Genomic DNA, 20,319 nt, shown 5'->3' on the forward strand with positions numbered 1-20,319 from the left:
ACCTGGTGTTTCTGTCTCTCCACCTGGTGTTTCTGTCTCTCCACCTGGTGTTTCTGTCTCTCCACCTGGTGTTTCTGTCTCTCCACCTGGTGTTTCTGTTTCTCCACCTGGCTTCTCTGTTTCTTCACCCGGTTTCTCTGTTTCTTCACCTGGCTTCTCTGTTTCTTCACCTGGCTTCTCTGTTTCTTCACCCGGTTTCTCTGTTTCTTCACCTGGCTTCTCTGTTTCTTCACCTGGTTTCTCTGTTTCTTCACCTGGCTTTTCTGCTTCTTCACCTGGCTTCTCTGTTTCTTCACCTGGCTTTTCTGTTTCTCCACCTGGTTTTTCTGTTTCCTCACCTGGCTTCTCTGTTTCCTCACCTGGTTTTTCTGTTTCTTCACCTGGCTTCTCTGTTTCTTCACCTGGCTTCTCTGTTTCTTCACCTGGCTTCTCTGTTTCTCCACCCGGTTTTTCTGTTTCTTCACCTGGCTTCTCTGTTTCTCCACCTGGTTTTTCTGTTTCCTCACCTGGTTTTTCTGTTTCCTCACCTGGCTTCTCTGTTTCTTCACCTGGCTTCTCTGTTTCTCCACCTGGTTTTTCTGTTTCTTCACCTGGCTTCTCTGTTTCTCCACCTGGTTTTTCTGTTTCTTCACCCGGTTTCTCTGTTTCTTCACCTGGCTTTTCTGTTTCTCCACCTGGTTTTTCTGTTTCTTCACCCGGTTTTTCTGTTCCTTCACCTGGCTTCTCTGTTTCTCCACCTGGTTTTTCTGTTTCTTCACCCGGTTTCTCTGTTTCTTCACCTGGTTTTTCTGTTTCTTCACCTGGATTTTCTGGACCTTTACTTGGTTCTTTTTCATTCAATACTTCTTTTTTCGCTACTTTATTTGCTACAACGTTTACTTCTACTGTAACGTCTATCGCTTTGTAACCTTCTGGTGCTTTCGTTTCTTCTAACGTATACTTACCTGGCACTAAGTTTTCGAATGTAACAACACCATCTTTATTTGTTGTTTTCGCCTCTCCAACTATTTGACCATTTTCGTTTTTCAGTCTAAATTCCGCGCCTTCTAGCACGTTTCTGCTCTCAGCATCTTTTTTGACTACCTGTAAGCTTCCCAACGCTTTCACATTTTTAACTATTACCGGTACTACTTTGTTCTCTTCCACAGTAACTTCAATTTCTTCTTTTAGTAATTTATATCCCTCTGGTGCTTTCGTTTCTTTTAATGTATATTTACCTGGTTCTAATTTCTTAGAGATTACTTTACCTGTCTTATCTGTTCGTAATGTATCTATTTGTTTACCATCTTTATACACTTCAAATTCTGCACCTGGTAATAACTTTGTTTCATCACTTGCATCTACTTTTACAATTTCAAATTGACCAGTTACTTTTTCAACTGATGGTTTATTCCATTTCGGCCAATTAAATTTAAAGTTATGAACCTCAAAGCCATCTCTTTGGTGTAATCCACCAACAAAGGCTTGTCCGTTAATTGAACCACCCTTTGTATCTACAACTGCATTAGGTGCAAACACACTACCTACTACACCATAGCCTTTAGTTGTTATTTTTGTAGCGTTTGGAAACACCCAAATAACTTTACTAGCTAACTCCGTAAAAGATGAATTAGGATCATATGCTTGAGATGTATTAATTAAGTCTGTAGCCATCCCAGTGTTTTTTGTATCATACAAAATTGCACCGCCACCAAAACTCACTTCTTCCGCATCTGAATAAATAACAATAAAATCTTTATTATCTGCATTCGGAAGAAAAACGTCTGTTACATCAAATGTTTTCTTTCCCGTTTGGCCTGAAGAGACATAAATATTAGGATTATTTACATCTTCACCGATCCCAAAGGTCATACCCGATTTTGGTTTATCAGTATGTAATTGGCCCGCATCCTCAATTACGCTATCAACGTCTTTTCTAAATTCTTTAAATTTAGCATCAATCTCCGCTTGCTCTTTATAAGAGATACGGTCATATGATGATTTCATTGCACCTTCTGGGTCACCATCTTTTGTCATCGCCACTGTTCCATCTTGAATAATTACTTGTCCTGTTCCCGCTTTCGTAAATTGACCACCTAGTAATAATGCTGGATATCCTTCCTCTACCCATGTTGCTCCAGCTAAGTTATGTGCTCCTGTTGCAGCCGCTAAGACTGTATAACTTGATGCGTTCATATTTTTTTGAATAGCCATCGCACCCTCAATATCCGCACTCGTTGCACTATGATCTCCAAAAATGATTGCATTGTAATAAGATACATCACCTAAACCTTTTAATTCTGGTGTAGCTGCCTCTGCTTTATATGGTAAATGGATTAGAAAATTCATACATACTAGTAACACGACTATAAAACTACTACTTAATTTTTTTATTTTTTGATTAAATGATTTCCTCAAAAAATTCATTCCCCCTTTTAAATTTCCTAAAGCTACAAAAAGAAGTACATTTCATATGTACCAAGCCTTACTCACATTAACTTAAAATAATCCATTTAAATAAAACAAAGACACTCTACAACTAATTAGTAAAATTACTACAATTCATTTTTGAAATACTACGTGAACTAAACTATCATGCGGAAATATTTTTACGTATAGGAGCTCAATAAAATTAACCTGAAGAATATTTCATGTGGTGTAACTATTTTGGCAACATCACCCACTTTACAACAGTTTTCTAAATGATTCAAGTTAATTGTATGAATTTCAGACACAATTTATCCGGTAAAACGTTTTCATTTTTCGAATAAAACTAATAAAAAACGTAGCTGAAAAGCTACGTTTTTCTTTCATCGTTTCGGTGTATTTTTATGATTCTTCAAAAACGGAAGCGGGAATTGCTTGCGGAAATGTTCTTTAATCATATACTCTACACCGTTCTCACTATTTGAACGTGTAATCCAGTCAGCTGCTTGTTTTAACTCTACAGGTGCATTCCCCATTGCTACCCCGAGCCCTACATTTTCAATTACTTCTAGATCTTCTAAACTATCCCCAATCGCAACCATTTCGTTTAGCGAAATATTTAAATGCTCTCCAAGCAATTGTAATCCACGTAATTTTGATACATTTTGCGGCAAAATTTCTATTCGTTTTGAATCACAATCAATATACTCTATATCTTGGAATGCTTTTCGTAATGTATTTAGCCCTCGTTCTTTTTCACCTTTACTTTGGAAAATCACATCAATTTTCGGAGCAGCTACTGGATGATCACGAAGCGCATCACCTAACGAGTCTACAAATTGAACCGGATAAAATAACGGATCTGCACTCGATAATACAGTACGCGCAATTAAGTTTGGTGTATTTCTCTCCCGATTTCCGATTGAAAACCGTTCATGAGAAATGCGGACGTTACAATCGAAGTGCTCTAATACTTGCACAATGTTAAACGTCTTCTCTTCCGATAATCTTCTTTGAACGTACGGCTTATCTAACGTTGCTGAAACGAAAGCACCACCGTGTGTCACTAAGATAGAATCTAATTTCAACGCCTTTGCAACTTTATGAGCGGACTGAAAATTACGGCTCGTAAATAATGTAACGTATACATCTTTTCTTTTCACAAATTCAATTGTTTCTCGTAATCCTTTTGCAATTTTTCCGTTGTTGTATAGTAGTGTCCCATCTATATTAAGAGCTAGTAAGCGATAAATCATGTCGCACTCCCCCTCTTCGCTGTTGTACTCTATCCATAATTTATGAAATAAATGTAGCAAATAGAACGAGTTAGAATTACTACTGAAAATTTGGTTTACTATATACATATACACTCAGTAAAGGAGATAGTACAATGCAAGCACCACCTTCCTTTTATGAAGGCGATACGTTAGAAGTCGCAAAGAAATTACTCGGACAGAAACTTGTACATACTGTAGATGGAATAAAACGAAGCGGAATCATTGTAGAAGTAGAAGCATATAAGGGTCCCGATGATAAGGCCGCACATAGTTACGGCGGGAGACGAACAGGTCGCACAGAAGTCATGTTTGGCGCACCGGGGCATGCTTACGTATATTTAATTTATGGTATGTATCATTGTTTTAACGTCATTACAGCGCCAGTTGGCACCCCACAAGGTGTTCTCATTCGAGCCCTTGAGCCAGTAGACGGGATTGAAGAAATCGAATTTGCGCGATACAACAAAACCGACATTACAAAAGCGCAGTATAAAAATTTAACGAATGGCCCTGGCAAACTATGCCGTGCCCTCGGAATTACGTTAGAAGAACGAGGCGTATCCTTACAAAGTGACACATTGCATATTGAACTCGTCCCAGAAGAAGAACACATATCATCACAATATAAAATAACAGCAGGACCTCGTATTAACATCGACTATGCAGAAGAAGCTGTACATTATCCGTGGCGTTTTTATTACGAGGGGAATCCGTTCGTTTCAAAGAAATAAACGATATCAACAAGAAATATTAATAAAAGAAGACTGTTCCACAATGGAACAGTCTCTCCCTTTTACTCCGCGCCTTCCGCAGTCGCAATATTATCCTCTAAGTTTTCTCTTGATAATTCAGCCGTCATAAAGTCAGCTGTTTCTGGAAGTGCTAAATGCATATGAGCTTTTTGACAAATTTGGATCGTACAGTTTTCTACAACATAATCGAAAACATGTCCGCCTCCGCTTCTTACATCGTCAATGTAATGTAAGTGGAAACCAGCTACACCAATACCTTGCGCGTAATCTGGTGTCCAAAATCCAGCAAGCGTACCTTCTGTATGTTTAAATGAAAAGATTGGCTGAGATTTCGTCACTTCAACGAGCGGTATATACGGTTTTTCTTGTCTTGGAACAGTTCTCGTTCTTACTTCACGGAACGTACCATCCATTCGAATAGCGTAAAATAAGTTTTTACTTGGCATTAATTCATGTAATAAAGCTTCCACTTCTTCACGATTCATCGGGCGCTCTACTCTATAACTCATTTCTTTTTCAAAAAACGTTACAGTCGCAAACGGTGTTGTTTCTTCCGGTTCTACTTTTTCTGCTGAACCGTCTGAACGTAAATGATAAAATCCGTTATCAAATGCAATCATTTCACCATCTAATTGATCAAATGTGCCGATGCCGAAATCACCACGTTCTTTCAATTCCTCAAAGCTAATCACACCATCATATATACCATCTAATAGCGCAAGCATTGTAGATGTTTGATATACTTCATTACTCGTTTTCGTTCTTTTTGCATCAATATCAATTAATTGTGCAACAGTCATCTCAATCATGCCTCCATTAGTTTAATTGGTTTGGTAATAATTTTTCGCTTAATTTAATGTTGTCACGGTAGTCAATTGGAATATCAATAATGACCGGACCGTCTGCTTCTAATGCCGTTTTCAATACATCTTCTAATTCATCTGGTGTATTGACACGAAGACCTATTGCACCGAAACTTTCTGCATATTTCACAAGATCGACATCGCCAAACTCTGTAGCGGATGTTCTACCATATTTCATCATTTGTTGGAACGCAACCATATCATACGTACCGTCTCTCCATACAAGATGTACGATCGGTGCGTTTAAACGTACCGCTGTTTCTAATTCCATCGAAGAGAATAAGAAACCACCATCACCTGACACGGAAACAACTTTCTTGCCCGGTTCAACTAAAGTAGCGGCAATTGCCCAAGGAAGTGCAACACCTAACGTTTGCATACCGTTACTAAATAATAATCTACGTGGTTCATAAGAACGGAAACATCTTGCCATCCAAATAGAATGTGAACCGATGTCACATGTCACAGTTGTATCGTCACTAATTAAAGAACGAAGTGTACGAATCACCTGCAGCGGATGCGTAACACCTTCTGAAGCACGGTTTGGAACTTCTGCTTGTTCTGATAATTTCGCGCGTAATCGTTCTAACACTGCTTCTGATTTCGAACTTAATACAAGTTTCGGTAATTTCTCCGCGATGCTATTTACAGTTAAAGCGATATCACCAATTAATTCGCGCTCTGGTTGGTAATCATGGTCGATATCCGCTTGATGGTCATCAAGATGGATAATCGTTCTGTCTCCAAGTTTATTCCAGAATTTCGGATCATACTCAATTGGGTCATAACCGATCGAAATAACAAGGTCTGCTTCTTCTAGTAAAATATCACCTGGTTGGTTACGGAATAATCCAACGCGGCCGAAGAAATGATCTTCTAACTCACGGGAAATTGCACCAGCTGCTTGATATGTTTCAACGACAGGAAGTTCTGTATCCGCAATTAATTCACGAACGGCTTTCGTCACTTCATTTGTGCTCGCTCTCATACCGAGTAAAATAACTGGTAATTTCGCCGATTTTATTTTTTCTACTACATATGTAATTTCATGTGTGGGAGCGATTCCAAGCTGTGGCTTAGAAAGCGCACCGATAGACTCTACAGTCGTTTCCGCTGTCATAACGTCTTGCGGAAGACTTACTAAAGTAGCTCCTGGATTTGTGGAAGTCGCACTTCGGAATGCATTACTTAATGCTTCTGGCACATTATCAGGATGCTCTACTTCTACGCTATATTTTGTGATTGGTTCGAATAGTGCAGCATTATCCATAGATTGATGCGTACGTTTTAATCGATCCGTACGTGGAACTGCACCAGCTAAAGCAACAACGGGATCACTCTCCGCATTCGCAGTAACAAGACCTGTCGCTAAATTCGATGTCCCTGGTCCTGAAGTTACAAGACATACGCCCGGTTTCCCTGTTAATCTACCAATAGCAGCTGCCATAAATGCTGCGTTTTGTTCATGACGACAAACAATTAACTCTGGTCCTCTTTCTTGCAGTACATCAAATACAGAGTCAATCTTCGCTCCTGGAATACCGAAAACATGTGTAACACCTTGTTTAATTAAACAATCAACAACAAGATCTGCTCCTTTTGTTTTTGTCTTCACGTCGTTTGCTTTTACATCTGTACTCAAACTAATCATTCCTTTATTTCATAATGTGTGTAATAAAGATTTTTTAATTTCACCTAGTTAATTAACGTGGTGAAGTATCGTTTATCATTATAGTACAAATGCATTATTTTTCCAAGAATATGAATTTGACAGTATTTTGACAAACAATAAGGAATACGCTTACAACCCTTTGTTTATCCTAAAATAATATTTTTATAACTTATCTAAAAATGTAAGAGAAACTTTCATCTCATCACAGTATTAAAAACTTCACAGTACCTTGCAAAGAACACTAGCAAATGATATATTTGTAAATATTGGAATGCCCATTAATTGGAATGGTTTTTATGATTCGTATCCCCCTTTTCAAAAGATAAGATTCTCAGCTGTAATTCATCATTTTATAAAGGAAAGTGATTGTTATGAACAAAAATGAATTTTTGGAACAACTTAATTCTTCCCTCCGGAATATGCCTAATGTAGAAAAGAAAGATATTATTTCAGAGTATGAAACTCATTTTATCAGTGGTAAACAGGATGGGAAATGTGAAGAAGAAATTGCTAGAAAACTAGGAAACCCTAAAACAATCGCGAAAGAACTTAATGTTTCCTATGCAATAAGCAATGCTGACAAAAAACGAAGCTTCAAAAATATGATAACCGCACTATTTTCTGTTATGAGCTTAAGTGTTTTAAACTTTACCTTTATCATTATCGCCTTTTTCGTATTACTCTTTTTATTACCGATTATTCTAGCACTTATCATCGCCACTCCATTATTAATCATCTCACCTATTTTATTAATAGGGTTAGGATTTTTTAAAGGGTTTCATCAAATCAGTTATTCCGATGTTTACAATGTGTTCATCGCTTTTTGCAGCGGTTTACTCATATCCGTCATATGTTACCAAATGGTAAAACATCTATACGCAACTTTAGTAAAATATTTGAAATGGAATATAGCTATTTTACAAAGATAATAATGAATATAAAAGGAGATTAAAATGAAGAAGTATACTTTATATCTACTCATGTTACTTACAATTTTATTTCTATCAGCTTGTTCAAACAGTGCACAACCTACGGAAGAAAACGATATAGAATCTATTAAAGATGTAACGATAAAAATTCCAGAAACTATATTCACTTCCTCAAAAAAGAATGAAACGATTAACGAAGACGAAATGAAACAAAATATAAAAACGTATTTAGATTATAGCGGGGAGTTAGACGAAAATATCGTTCCACTTTCATCATCTATGTCTGACGAGAATGTCACTGAATCCGACCGAAAGAAATTAAAACAACTAGTAGATTTAGCAAAACAAAATGATGCGAATTTCCATGATTTTATTAGTAACAATACGATCCCTGATGATTACAAACAGCCTTCGAAGGAAATTCATGATTTTATTTCAGCGTCTACGGCACTTTCAGTAGAACTAGAGCGAGAATTCGACAAACTCGCGCAAGATGGTAACTTATTCAAAACTGATTTTTCTTTTACAAAACGCTTTGAGCAAGTTAATGGTAGGAAGCAAAAAGAAATTGAAAAGTTTTTGAAGGAAAAGAAGATTGAGACTGAGTATTTCAACAAATAACAAACAAAAAAGACGCCCCTATACAGGAGCGTCTTCCACTATTACGCTTGTTGTTGCGCGTTATATAATTCTTCAAGTGGCTGCATGATAATTTTGTTAACGTCAGTGATAACGATGTTTAGGCGTTGTTCAGTTTCCATTAACTTTGTGATTTTAGCATCTTGTTGAATGCGAGCTACAACTTCTTGTGCTTTTTGGTTATCTTCTTCAGTGATTTCTTGACCTTGCATCATTTTTTGTTGTAAGCCAAGTTGCATTGTACGGAACTCATCGAATAAGTTCTTTGAAGTCGCATCACCTTGAACTGCTGCGTAGCTTGCTTTTAATGTTTGGAAATCTTCGTTTTCAGCGATTGCTTTTTGTAATTCATATGCAACATCATGAATGTTTTTTGTCATTTTATTTTTCCTCCTTTAGAAGGCTAGCGCTTTTCGCTCACACTGCCTTTTAAGTGCATTTACATACGCACCTCTTCTTACCATATCAAACTATGCAAGAGATGTGAAGAAATTTCACTTTTATTTCTATGTACTCACCTTATTATCTAAGAAACAACAGTAACAGTCCTTGCAAGAGCCCAATCATCCCGCCTAATAGTGCTCCTAAATACGTAATCATTTTCAGTTCATTTTTCGTAATGGACAGCACTAAATCTTCTAGTCTCTCTGTTGAAAACGTAGACACTTCTTGCTGGACAATTTCCGCAAGGTGGAGATTGTTTAATATACTCGCTACGTTTTCTGTTCCCCACTTCAAGCCTTTCGTTACTGCACTTGGGACTACCTTTTCAATAATTGTTTCTCGAACTGGCTCACATACTTGCTGCACAGATTGATTTAAAAACTTACTCACTGTTTCTTCAACTTTAACTGCTGACAATATGGAGTTTACAATCATTTCTTTTTCTACAAACGTTTCTACTTCTTTTACATCTCTTCCTTTTAACTTCTCCCACTCTTTTTGCAGTACATCAGTTAAAAGTTGCTTTGTGCCATCTTGCCCTAAAAACTTAATAACTTCTGGCTGCACACGATCCACTACACTTACATTTCCTAAAAACATTCCGACTAAGTTAAGCAGCGTTCCCCTAGAAGCAAAGAAATCATCAATCATTTTTGAAAGACGAGCTTTTCCTTCCTCACTTTCAAAAAAACGAATTCCTCGCTCTAAAATAAACCCCGAGACATTTGGGATCGTATTTTCTATTTTTTCATGTACAGAATGAGGTAAAGCCTGTTCCCATGTATATGTATAATACTCTGCTAAAAATGCCTCTATTTTTTCTGTAATTACATGCTCGATTTTCTCGGTCGCCTCTTTTTCTACATGTACTAAATTCCATTTTTCTAACATTTGTCGTAACGACTGTTCATTCGTAATTACTTTATCCACTTCTACTTGTGTCCATTGAATTAAACCTTTTTGAAACTCTTCATTTGTTAATTTCTTTCCGATTCCTTCTGGCGTTAACAAATGTTCGACAACCATTTTTCCTAATTGAACAGCAAGTTCATCGCGGCGCTTCGGAATTAATCCTGGTGTAAATGGAACTTGAAACTTTCCAATATAAATAGGGCGATGAGGACGAAATAACATTTTTATCGCTAAATGATTTGTGAATCCTCCAATAATCGCTCCGAGCCCTGTCGTCGTTAACATACTTAACCACATATTCATTACAATCAACCTTTCGCTTCTCCAAAACTATAGCATATCATCATACGGACAAAAGTATAATGGTATAAAAACGTATTTGCAATATATAGCTTCGCCTCTTATGCCAACATTTTGTTAATAAAGGAGTGATTTCGTTGGTTCTCGGTATTTTAACTTCTCACCCTCATTATGAGCAAATGTATTACACCGAAATCGCTAAACGCGCTCGGTTTTATCATAATGTCGTTGCCCAGTTTACGCCATTTGGTATTGATCCTAAAACAGATCTTGTCTCTGGTCTGATTTATGATACAGATACAGGAAAATGGAAAGAGCAAATATTCCCTATTCCTTCTTATATTTACGATCGTTCTTCTTTTAACGAGGAAACAGACTTCGACAAAGCAAAATCAATTATTCATTCATTACACAACCGTGCTTCCACTACCTTTTTAAATAACACACTCATTGACTTGAGCGAACTACATGATTTATTTCTCACGAATAAAAAATTATCTCCTTATATACCAAAATTCGAAATAGCAACGATACAAAACATTTTCAAACTGTTATTAAAAACAAAAAATATTATTATACGGCCTACTAACACACATTCCAATGAAAGTCTGTACCGAATCGCTTATAAAAATAAAACGTTTCATATCGATACGATAAATGATGACTATCATACTTCTACTCCAATCAAACGGACAGATGAATTTATATCTTGGTACAAATCTAACATACGATCAGCACGTTACATCACCCATACAATGCTGCAACCACCAAATCAATTAACATACCCGCTTCATATTCGAACCATTTTGCAAAAAAATAAAGAACAGAAGTGGACTGCTATCGGCCAATTTATACAAAAAAGCTCATTTCCGAATCAACTTTTACTTTCGGCAACGGATGATTCCTCGCTGCATTCGTTTTCAAAAATTAAATACGTATTATCTAGTACCGGTGTACAATTATTACAGGACGCTTTACATGACATTATAAATGAAGTGTTTCAAACATTAGATGAATCTTATTCTTCGTTATTCGAGCTAGAGCTTTCCACCATTATGGATCAAAAAGGGGCAATTTGGCTTATGTATGTCAACACGATTCCCCCGTACGAACATTACATTCGTCATAGTGATGCACTAGCCGAAAAAATATATCACGGACCACTAAAGTTTAGTCGCTTCACACCATAATGAAAGGAGGTAACACCATTTTGAAAGAGCACATATATACATTAAATATTTCAGATGAGCATCCAAATAGTATTACTTTACCTTATATTTTTTCCATTACACCACCAATCGCATCTCTTTCCTTCGGCGTACGCCATGTTGCAAGTGAAGAGGTGAAAATTCATTATTCCTTTACTCGCGAAATCATTATCGGAAAACAAATTGCAGAGAAACTTTTACTTCCTCATTCCACTACTATCCATGCATTCACGCAAAATGAAACCATTATTTTCGGACCGTTAATCGGGATTTTCACAACTGGTTTTAACGATGACTCTTCTAATCCTTTAGGAAACCGTTCAACTTCTCTCAGCGAGTTACTAACGCCGCCATTCACCTTGCGACCATTTGTATTCGTTTTTGGTGTGCAACATATAAACTGGGCAGACGAAACAATTGAAGGATATTTCTTTCAAGAAGGGCAATGGATTAAGAAAAAAGTTCCTTTACCGAATGTCATTTATGATCGATTACCAAATCGGAAAGCCGAAAATTATAAACCGATCGTAAGAGCAAAAAGAAAATTAGAGCATGACTATTCCATTCCGTGGTTTAACCCAGGGTTTTTCAATAAATGGGAAGTGCATCAACTTCTTATGAAAGATGAATCCATTATTCCCTTATTACCAAATACGGAAGCTTTTCAACATTTCGAACAAGTAGAACGCTTTCTTGGCACGTATAAATCTGTTTACATGAAACCGATACACGGTAGCTTCGGGAGAAACATTCATCAAATATTTTACTCTCAAACAGAGAATTGCTACTACTGTCGTTATCGCGAAAATGAAGAAAATAAACTAAGAAAGTACCAATCATTAGAAACGCTTCTGAACCATGTATTAAAAGGACATGATTTAAAAAAGTTTATCGTACAACAAGGTATTTCCTTACTTCGCTTCGATGGGCAACCTGTTGATTTTCGCATTCATACAAATAAAAATCATTTTGGCCAATGGATGGTCAGTGCAATCGTTGCAAAAATTGCTGGCAAAGGTAGCTTAACAACGCATGTAAATAGCGGTGGCGATACAAAATTACTGCAAGAACTTTTTCCTGATTCAACGAAACAAGTTCAAATTGAAAATAAATTAAAACATACAGCCTTACAAATCAGTTACGCGCTCGATGAACAAGTAACCGGAAATATTGGAGAGATTGGTTTTGATATCGGTTTAGACACGCAAGAAAACCCGTGGCTCTTTGAAGCAAACTCTAAACCTGGGCGAACTGTATTCCAAGATGAAAAGTTAAAAGAACAAAGTGAACTGACGCGCCAATTATTTTACGAATATGCCATCTACTTAACTGAACATTCTTTGCGCGATGCAAAAGAAAAAATGGCTCAAATAAAATCCGGAACTCCATCAAACACCGAACATATCCCATCCCCTATGATTCACTCACAAATACGAAAACAAAAACTTCCACCTCATTCATAAGGTGGAAGTTTTCTATTTATACAAGTTTCACTACAACCTCTGTCTCCACATTACACATCCCGCAATAAAAAACATGATTGCAGTACTCTTGTGAATTATTATGTGTTAAACCATCTACTGCACTTAATAATTCTTGATCCATATACGCACTATAATCGTCTATGTAATCTACAGTTTTCCCATAATCTTGGAGTATACCTTGGCAATTTTGACAAGAATATGTTTGTGATTCTAATGCGTTGCAAAGCGGGCAAATTCCCATCACGATTCCTCCATACGTTATCATTTACAAGCAGATTGAAGAGAGCATCTAGCCGTGCATAGGAGCGTCCTGTCCCCCTACTTAAAATAGAACTATAAAGTTGCTACCGATTTAATTTTAGTAAGTCATAAATAAGAAGTTAATGATTTGCCCCACAATAGCGGGATACAAAAAGAAAAACATATTTCATATCGCTCTTAGTTTAGCCTTCTTTCTAAAAAATACAACGATTACTCTTATTTCATAATTTACGAAATCACTAAGATTTTTTTACAAAATTTACAAATTATTATTTCGTATATCTTTTTAGGTAACATCCATACTATGAGTACAAACTTAATTACCGATGGATTAGCGCCAAACGGGGCGATAATCTGGTTCAAATCCAGCTAGTCCAACCAAAAAAAATTTTTCTAACTCTAAGGAGGATATATTCCTATGGCAAACCAAAGTTCTTACAATCAATTAGTAGTACCAGGAGCAACAGCTGCAATCGATCAAATGAAGTACGAAATCGCTCAAGAATTTGGTGTACAATTAGGGGCAGATTCTACGGCTCGCGCTAACGGTTCTGTTGGTGGAGAAATTACAAAACGTCTAGTTGCAATGGCTGAGCAAAGCCTTGGCGGATTCCAAAAATAAATATATATGGCAAAAAGGTCTCAAGGCATATGCCTTGAGACCTTCCTTCATTTACTGCAACATTTGTAAAAACTTTTTCGTACGTTCTTCTTTTGGATTTGTAAATACATCTTCTGGTGTACCTTGTTCGACAACGACACCGCCATCCATGAAAATAACGCGGTTCGCAATTTGATGTGCAAAACGCATTTCGTGCGTTACAATCACCATCGTCATGCCTTCTTTAGCAAGTTCTTTCATTACTTTCAGAACTTCTTGAACAAGTTCAGGATCAAGTGCTGACGTCGGTTCATCAAATAGTAATACTTCCGGCTCCATCGCAAGCGCGCGAGCAATTCCAACGCGCTGTTGTTGTCCGCCTGATAATTGGAACGGATATAAGTCTACTTTATCTGCAAGACCAACTTTTTCAAGGAAATAGTTTGCTTTTTTCTTCGCTTCTTCTTTCCCCATCTTTTTCACTGTAACGAGCCCTTCCATTACATTTTGAAGTGCTGTTAAATGCGGAAATAGATTATGGTGCTGGAATACCATACCTGTTTGCGTACGAAGATTGACAATATCTTTCTTCGATACTTTTTGAGAGAAGTCGAGCTCTTTATTACCGATGCGAATATTACCAGCGTTCGGCGTTTCTAACACGTTGAGGCAACGCAGGAATGTCGTTTTACCAGATCCCGATGGCCCGATAATAACAACAACTTCCCCCTTCTCAACTGATAAATCTATATGTTTTAGTACGGTATTATCTCCGAAACTTTTTTGTAAATGTTGAATTGAAATCATAAAAACAAAAACTCCTTTTATGAAAGGGTTATTTTAGAGTGTAACGTTCTGAACGTTTTTCTAATATTTGTTGCACAATAGATAATAAGAAGCAAATTGCCCAATAAATTAGACCTGCTTCGAAATAAACAATTAAAAACTCATAGTTCATTGCCGCAATTTCCTGCGCTTTTCGGAACATTTCTGTTACTAAAATTAACGATGCTAATGAAGTATCCTTCACTAAACTAATAAATGTATTCGAAAGCGGCGGAATAGATACTCGCGTTGCCTGCGGTAAAATAACACGTTTTAATGCTTGCGGGTATGTCATCCCAATTGTGTAAGCTGCTTCCCACTGTCCTTTCGGGATTGAAAGGATAGAAGCACGAATAATTTCAGATGCATACGCACCAACATTTAACGAAAATCCAATAACTGCTGCTGTATATGGCTCAACTTCAATATTAAGAGTTGGAAGACCATAGAAAATAATAAATAACTGTACAAGAAGTGGCGTTCCGCGAATGATAGATACATAGATACGAGCAATCCATTGTAAAATACGACTACCTGAAATACGTGCAAGCGCCGTTAACGTCGCAAGTATAATCCCGATAATAAATGTAATAAGCGTTAATGGAATTGTCGTAAACACAGCTTCCTTCAGCATAGGCATGAAGGAAGACTGCATAATATCTATCCAAGTAGACAATCGATCTGAAACCAGCGCACTACTTAGATACATTTTCACCGAACCATTTTTTCGCTATTTTATCGTACGTACCATCTTTTTTCATATCTTCTAACGCTTTATTTACTTCTTGTACTAGCTTGTCGCTACCTTTACGGAATAAGAATCCACTTTGTGACGCTTCTTTTTCTGTATCTACAATTTTAATTTTTGCATCTTTTTTCGTTTCTAAATAGTTTAACACTGATAATTTATCATTAATTGTGAAATCAACACGGCCAGTGTTTAATAATTCTGCAGCTTGGCTAAAGCCTTCTACATTCGTGATTTCTGCACCATTTTTCTTAGCAATATCTGCATAGTTACTTGTTAAAGATTGTGCTGCTTTTAATCCTTTTACATCAGCAAATGTAGCAGGTTTATCTTTATCCTTCGCAATAACTAATACCGCTGAAGATGAAACATATGGGCTAGAGAAGTCATATTTCTTTTGACGATCTTCACGAATACCAACTTCGTTTGCAACCATGTCGAAACGTTTTGCATCTAGACCAGCAAGTAAGCTATCCCATTGTGTTTCTTTAAATACAGGTTTTACTCCTAAACGTTTTGCAACTTCTTCTGCTAATTCAACGTCAAATCCAGTTAATTTATTACTTGAATCGTGGAATGTGAACGGTGGATATGTACCTTCTGTTCCAATTACAAGTTCACCACTTTGTTTTATCTTTTGTAACGCATCTTGACTAGCTGTATCTTTTTTCTCTTCTTTGCCGCAGCCTGCTACAATCCCGATCGCTAAAGTAGTTACTGCAAGAACTGAAAATAATTTTTTCATGATGGTAATCCTCCAAGTATTCTGATAGGAATTTAAAAACTATATTGATTGTATGCAATCTTGAACAATTTTTCAATGAAAATGTTCTTATTTAGTTTATCCTTTTTCTTCATAATCAAACAAAAGGGGAAAATAACGCTACATACAAAAAATAAGTAACATTTTTTAATATAGCATTTATAAAGAAAAAGGTAAAACAATACTTCTTATTTAACTGTCGCGATTCACTAAAAAAGAACTTGCAAAAATCGCAAGTTCTCCTCCATACATATTAAGCGCTCTGGTTTCCTTCCATTTGCGTTTTGTACATATCGTAATAACGCCCGCGCTTTTTCATTAGTTCATCATGAGAGCCTTTTTCTAAAATCGTTCCTCTATCAAGCACAATAATTTGATCTGCACTTTTAATTGTGGAAAGACGGTGAGCGATAATAAATGTCGTTCTTCCTTTTTTCACAACTTCTAACGCTTGTTGAATCATCGCCTCTGTTTCTGTATCAATACTAGACGTTGCTTCATCTAAAATTAAAATGGCTGGGTCAAAAGCGAGTGCCCTAGCAAACGAAATAAGCTGACGTTCTCCAGTGGAAAGTGTGCTTCCCTTTTCTGTAATTTCTTCATTTATATTGTTCGCAAACCGTTCCGCACCAACATCACGCAATGCTTTTACGATGCGCTCTTTTGAAATTTTTTCGTTCTCTAAGCTTACATTAGAAGCGACCGTCCCGCTAAATAAAAACGGATCTTGCAGTACGATTCCCATATGTTCACGCGTTGCTTGTTTCGGCATCGCTTTTACATCGTGACCATCAATCGTAAGCTTCCCTTTTTCAAACTCATAAAACTGGAAGAGTACATTCATAATGGAACTTTTTCCTGATCCAGTATGACCGACAAGTGCCACTGTCTCGCCTTGTTTCGCTTCAAAAGAAATATTTTTTAGTACTTCATCTTTTCCATTATAAGAAAACGACACATTATCAAACTTTACATTTCCTTGTAAGCGAGGCATACGTTCCTCTTCTACTGCTTCCCCTTTTTCCTCTAACAATTCAAAAACACGTTCTGATGCAACACGCGATTGTTCCAAGTTAGCAAGCTGATTTACCATATTTGTAATTGGTGAGAACAATCGTGTTAAATAATCAACGAACGCATACAGTATCCCTAGAGAAATGACGCCTGAAGCACTTAATGAAGCACCACCGAAATACCAAATCACACCTGTGAAAGCAATATTTCTTAATACAGACACTAAGTTATGAGAAGTTGCTGCATTTAAATTCAAAATTTTATTTTGATATTTAAAATAATCACCATTTAATTCTTCAAACTCTTTCTTCGTTTCACGCTCTTGACGAAACGCTTGAATAATTGGCATACCTTGAATAGATTCATTCACTGTCCCATTAATATCAGATAAACGTGAACGCATTTTATGATTGTATACAGACGCATACTTTCTATAAAGAATTGCCCAAACGATTAAAATCGGGATGATAAGTAAACATAATGTCGCCAATTTTACATCGAGTAAAAATAGCGCAGCGAATATCCCGATAATATAAATGATACTAGAAACGAATGTCGCCAGTACCGTTACGTATAAATCACGAATGGCTTCCGTATCATTCGTAACACGCGATACAATTTTCCCTGCTGGTAAATGATCGAAATAACGAATCGGCAACGTTTGAATATGAGAAAAGACATCTTCCCTCATAATTTGAATAATTTTGTTCGCTGCTTTCTGTAAGAAAAATTGCTTTCCGTATGCAAATAATGAGACAACCACTAATAAAGCGAAATAACCACCACCAAGTAATAATAGGGGGGGTATTTCTGGTTTATAAAACGCAAACACTTCTTCTTTCGTTAATGCTTTCGCTTTATACACTTGCACTGCCTTACCATTTTGGACGGTAATCATATCATCTTTTACAGTACGTGAACCTTCAGCATTCACTTTATTCGGTACAAAGTAATATTGAAAACCGACTTGCATCACGCGTACTTCTTTTCCTTTTTTCTCACCTTCCTGGAAGCGATCACTTCGCTTATAAAAGGCACCATTATACGAAACAGCCTCTTCACTCTGTTCTGTTTCATACCAAGGTTTCTCTATCCCGACGATATGATCGTCAATCATCGTTTTCGCGACGAAAGGACCAGCAAGCTCTGCGATGACGAAAATAAATAACATTAGCATCGCTGCAAAAATCGTCCCTTTTACTTTCATCGCATATTGGAACAATCGTTTTGATACGCTCATATTTTCACCCCACTATCCGCACTTTCACTTTCCCCTTGTTGTCTTTCAAACTGCTCCGCATACCAGCCTCCGCTTTGAATAAGCTGTTCATGCGTACCTTCTTCCATTACTTCGCCTTCATCCATAACGAGAATCCAATCCGCATGTTGTACGGCAGATAAACGGTGCGTCGTAATAATCGTCGTCTTTCCGCTTCTTTCTGTTCTTATATTCTCGATGATCGCTGCTTCCGTACGAGCATCAACAGCTGATAACGAATCGTCCAAAATTAAAATTTCTGGATTTTGAATAACAGCTCGCGCAATCGAAATCCTTTGTTTTTGCCCTCCTGATAAAGAAACACCTTTCTCTCCGACGAGCGTTTCTAACCCTTCTGGTAAAAACTCTAAATCCTTTGTAAACGCCGCAATTTCAATTGCTTTCTCGAGTTCTTCTTCCGTCGCTTCTCGGTTCCCAAATAAAATATTTTCCCTCGCTGTCTTTGAGAACAAAATATGTTCCTGAGGTACATACCCAATCCACCCGAGTACATTTTCATTCGTTATTTTATCTAACGTCACATCAGAGACCGCAATATCCCCATCACCAAGCGGATATTGACGAAGAAGCTGACGTACAAGCGTCGTTTTTCCGCTTCCTGTTTTTCCAACAACTCCAAGCGTCTCCCCTTGTTTTAATGTAAATGAAACCTTCTTTAAATTTGTTTCATTTGATGAAGGATATGAAAAGGTAACGTCATCAAACTGAATATAATCCGGCTCTTGTACAAGCTTTGGGTTTTTCGGATCCTTTACATCCGGTTCGTACGCTAATGTTTCATTCACACGGTCTAACGAAGCGTTTCCTCTTTGCATAACATTAATTAATTCGCCAATTGCAAACATCGGCCAAATCATCATCCCTAAATACACGTTAAATGAAACAAGTTCACCAAGTGTCACCTTTGATTGAAATACAAGATACGCACCATACACTAAACCGATTAAATAACTAAGGCCAACAAGCATTTTAACAGTTGGTTGGAATAATGCATCAATTCTCGCTACCTTCATATTTTTTTCGTAGACGTCATCTCCTAAATGATGAAACCTTCCCTCATCTGCATTCTCTTGTACGTATGCACGAATAACGCGCACGCCGGCGATCGATTCGAGTACTTTATCATTCATATCTCCGAACGCATCTTGCGCAACTGTAAATCTCTCATGCAATTTCTTTCCATATATGTTCATCGCATACGCCATAATCGGAAGCGGTATAAGCGCCGCAAATGTAAGCTCCCAACTGATTGTAAATCCCATCATAAAGACAATTGTAAGCATATATAAACTCGAATCCACGAGCGTTAATATACCGAAACCAGCTGTCATAGCAATTGCTTTTAAATCATTTGTCGCTCTCGCCATTAAATCACCAGTACGATTTTTATGATAAAACGTCGGTGTCATCTTAAGTAAATGCCCCATAAACTTAGAGCGCATCGTCTTCTCCAGTACGAATGCTCCCCCAAACAGCTGATGTTGCCAAACGAAAGTAAGACCATATCCAATTACCGTAACCCCTATTAAAATAAGAATAAATTGCATAATTGCCGCATTCGTTAACGTTCCTGTTTTTATATTATCAATCGTAACCCCTAACACTTTCGGGGGAATGACTTCAACTATATTCACAATTAAAAGAGCTCCAATGGCGATACTATATCTCTTCCAATGCTCTTTAAAAAACCATTTTAGCTTTAGTAATACTGATAACAATGTAACCTCTCCCTTCTCGTTCTCGTTTCACTCCCATTTCTTTACCCACTATCCAGACCCATCACATTTACATTTCGTAATCCATACAGTCTCATCACATTTTTCCACCTTCCAAATTTTTATATAGTAACGTGGAAAATAAACAAAAAAAAGCATACCGCCGCTTGACGATATGCACAAAAATGCATAAAAGCGTACGTTACGATATACGCAACGTACGCTTT

General features: G+C 37.1%; 18 protein-coding genes. 6 read left to right on the top strand and 12 right to left on the bottom strand.

Features of this window, described 5'->3' with window-relative positions:
* A partial coding sequence (locus FS802_RS09530; protein WP_260989062.1) for a SpaA isopeptide-forming pilin-related protein occupies window positions 1–2,397 on the bottom strand: 2,397 nt, incomplete at its 3' end.
* Between the two features lie 392 nt (window positions 2,398–2,789).
* Window positions 2,790–3,662, bottom strand: a complete 873-nt coding sequence (locus tag FS802_RS09535; protein ID WP_000640413.1) for a Cof-type HAD-IIB family hydrolase — start codon at window positions 3,660–3,662, stop codon at window positions 2,790–2,792.
* A 134-nt stretch (window positions 3,663–3,796) separates the two neighbouring features.
* Between FS802_RS09535 and FS802_RS09540 the strand changes: the two genes are divergently transcribed.
* Window positions 3,797–4,414, top strand: a complete 618-nt coding sequence (locus FS802_RS09540; RefSeq protein ID WP_001148819.1) for a DNA-3-methyladenine glycosylase — start codon at window positions 3,797–3,799, stop codon at window positions 4,412–4,414.
* A 62-nt stretch (window positions 4,415–4,476) separates the two neighbouring features.
* Here the strand turns inward: FS802_RS09540 and alsD are convergent, their stop codons facing one another.
* Complete coding sequence (gene alsD / locus FS802_RS09545; protein ID WP_098654536.1) at window positions 4,477–5,235, bottom strand: alpha-acetolactate decarboxylase; 759 nt, start codon at window positions 5,233–5,235, stop codon at window positions 4,477–4,479.
* A gap of 16 nt (window positions 5,236–5,251) precedes the next feature.
* Window positions 5,252–6,940 (bottom strand): acetolactate synthase AlsS, encoded by a 1,689-nt coding sequence (gene alsS, locus FS802_RS09550; protein ID WP_098654535.1) that lies wholly within the window; start codon window positions 6,938–6,940, stop codon window positions 5,252–5,254.
* A gap of 401 nt (window positions 6,941–7,341) precedes the next feature.
* Between alsS and FS802_RS09555 the strand changes: the two genes are divergently transcribed.
* Complete coding sequence (locus FS802_RS09555; RefSeq protein WP_001038632.1) at window positions 7,342–7,899, top strand: DUF1700 domain-containing protein; 558 nt, start codon at window positions 7,342–7,344, stop codon at window positions 7,897–7,899.
* Window positions 7,900–7,923: 24 nt separating this feature from the next.
* On the top strand, window positions 7,924–8,520 hold the full coding sequence (locus tag FS802_RS09560) for an NDxxF motif lipoprotein (protein ID WP_000760956.1): 597 nt from the start codon (window positions 7,924–7,926) through the stop codon (window positions 8,518–8,520).
* A gap of 41 nt (window positions 8,521–8,561) precedes the next feature.
* On the opposite strand, the gene FS802_RS09565 is transcribed toward FS802_RS09560, so the two are convergent.
* A complete protein-coding gene (locus FS802_RS09565) occupies window positions 8,562–8,918 on the bottom strand; it encodes a YlbF/YmcA family competence regulator (RefSeq protein WP_000164620.1) in 357 nt (118 codons plus the stop codon).
* 142 nt (window positions 8,919–9,060) lie between these two features.
* Entirely contained in the window at window positions 9,061–10,197 is a 1,137-nt protein-coding gene (locus tag FS802_RS09570; RefSeq protein ID WP_141545963.1) for a DUF445 domain-containing protein, read from the bottom strand.
* Between the two features lie 134 nt (window positions 10,198–10,331).
* Here FS802_RS09570 and FS802_RS09575 point away from each other — a divergent pair, with 134 nt between their 5' ends.
* On the top strand, window positions 10,332–11,384 hold the full coding sequence (locus FS802_RS09575) for a YheC/YheD family protein (protein ID WP_098654531.1): 1,053 nt from the start codon (window positions 10,332–10,334) through the stop codon (window positions 11,382–11,384).
* Between the two features lie 20 nt (window positions 11,385–11,404).
* Window positions 11,405–12,865: a YheC/YheD family endospore coat-associated protein gene (locus FS802_RS09580; protein ID WP_000658065.1), complete on the top strand. Its 1,461-nt coding sequence runs from the start codon at window positions 11,405–11,407 to the stop codon at window positions 12,863–12,865.
* 16 nt (window positions 12,866–12,881) lie between these two features.
* Here the strand turns inward: FS802_RS09580 and FS802_RS09585 are convergent, their stop codons facing one another.
* On the bottom strand, window positions 12,882–13,127 hold the full coding sequence (locus FS802_RS09585; RefSeq protein WP_098654530.1) for a hypothetical protein: 246 nt from the start codon (window positions 13,125–13,127) through the stop codon (window positions 12,882–12,884).
* Window positions 13,128–13,565: 438 nt separating this feature from the next.
* On the opposite strand from FS802_RS09585, the gene sasP reads away from it, so the two are divergent.
* The gene (gene sasP, locus FS802_RS09590; protein WP_000013349.1) at window positions 13,566–13,769 is read left to right on the top strand and encodes a small acid-soluble spore protein, SasP family; all 204 of its coding nucleotides are present in this window, start codon (window positions 13,566–13,568) and stop codon (window positions 13,767–13,769) included.
* A 51-nt stretch (window positions 13,770–13,820) separates the two neighbouring features.
* On the opposite strand, the gene FS802_RS09595 is transcribed toward sasP, so the two are convergent.
* The 5 genes from FS802_RS09595 to FS802_RS09620 form a co-directional block, all read right to left on the bottom strand.
* A complete protein-coding gene (locus FS802_RS09595; RefSeq protein ID WP_000623593.1) occupies window positions 13,821–14,555 on the bottom strand; it encodes an amino acid ABC transporter ATP-binding protein in 735 nt (244 codons plus the stop codon).
* Window positions 14,556–14,583: 28 nt separating this feature from the next.
* Complete coding sequence (locus FS802_RS09600) at window positions 14,584–15,282, bottom strand: amino acid ABC transporter permease (RefSeq protein ID WP_033657688.1); 699 nt, start codon at window positions 15,280–15,282, stop codon at window positions 14,584–14,586.
* Window positions 15,269–16,066, bottom strand: coding sequence for an amino acid ABC transporter substrate-binding protein (locus tag FS802_RS09605; RefSeq protein WP_000732850.1), 798 nt, complete (start codon window positions 16,064–16,066; stop codon window positions 15,269–15,271). Before FS802_RS09605 ends, FS802_RS09600 begins: the two co-directional genes overlap by 14 nt.
* A 271-nt stretch (window positions 16,067–16,337) precedes the next feature.
* Entirely contained in the window at window positions 16,338–18,338 is a 2,001-nt protein-coding gene (locus tag FS802_RS09615; RefSeq protein WP_098720290.1) for an ABC transporter ATP-binding protein, read from the bottom strand.
* Window positions 18,335–20,095, bottom strand: coding sequence for an ABC transporter ATP-binding protein (locus tag FS802_RS09620; RefSeq protein WP_000953774.1), 1,761 nt, complete (start codon window positions 20,093–20,095; stop codon window positions 18,335–18,337). The genes FS802_RS09615 and FS802_RS09620 overlap by 4 nt, the downstream gene beginning before the upstream one ends.
* Between the last annotated feature and the right edge of the window lie 224 nt (window positions 20,096–20,319).

This window comes from Bacillus sp. DE0042 (genome assembly GCF_007680225.1).
In the GTDB taxonomy this organism is placed as follows: Bacteria; Bacillota; Bacilli; order Bacillales; family Bacillaceae_G; genus Bacillus_A; species Bacillus_A wiedmannii.

Excerpts from the sequence above, each read along its gene's own strand:
- FS802_RS09535 (WP_000640413.1), bottom strand. The coding sequence starts at position 3,662 with ATGATTTATCGCTTACTAGCTCTTAATATAGATGGGACACTACTATAC.
- FS802_RS09540 (WP_001148819.1), top strand. The coding sequence starts at position 3,797 with ATGCAAGCACCACCTTCCTTTTATGAAGGCGATACGTTAGAAGTCGCA.
- alsD (WP_098654536.1), bottom strand. The coding sequence starts at position 5,235 with ATGACTGTTGCACAATTAATTGATATTGATGCAAAAAGAACGAAAACG.
- FS802_RS09555 (WP_001038632.1), top strand. The coding sequence starts at position 7,342 with ATGAACAAAAATGAATTTTTGGAACAACTTAATTCTTCCCTCCGGAAT.
- FS802_RS09560 (WP_000760956.1), top strand. The coding sequence starts at position 7,924 with ATGAAGAAGTATACTTTATATCTACTCATGTTACTTACAATTTTATTT.
- FS802_RS09565 (WP_000164620.1), bottom strand. The coding sequence starts at position 8,918 with ATGACAAAAAACATTCATGATGTTGCATATGAATTACAAAAAGCAATC.
- FS802_RS09570 (WP_141545963.1), bottom strand. The coding sequence starts at position 10,197 with ATGAATATGTGGTTAAGTATGTTAACGACGACAGGGCTCGGAGCGATT.
- FS802_RS09585 (WP_098654530.1), bottom strand. The coding sequence starts at position 13,127 with ATGGGAATTTGCCCGCTTTGCAACGCATTAGAATCACAAACATATTCT.
- sasP (WP_000013349.1), top strand. The coding sequence starts at position 13,566 with ATGGCAAACCAAAGTTCTTACAATCAATTAGTAGTACCAGGAGCAACA.
- FS802_RS09595 (WP_000623593.1), bottom strand. The coding sequence starts at position 14,555 with ATGATTTCAATTCAACATTTACAAAAAAGTTTCGGAGATAATACCGTA.
- FS802_RS09600 (WP_033657688.1), bottom strand. The coding sequence starts at position 15,282 with ATGTATCTAAGTAGTGCGCTGGTTTCAGATCGATTGTCTACTTGGATA.
- FS802_RS09605 (WP_000732850.1), bottom strand. The coding sequence starts at position 16,066 with ATGAAAAAATTATTTTCAGTTCTTGCAGTAACTACTTTAGCGATCGGG.
- FS802_RS09615 (WP_098720290.1), bottom strand. The coding sequence starts at position 18,338 with ATGAGCGTATCAAAACGATTGTTCCAATATGCGATGAAAGTAAAAGGG.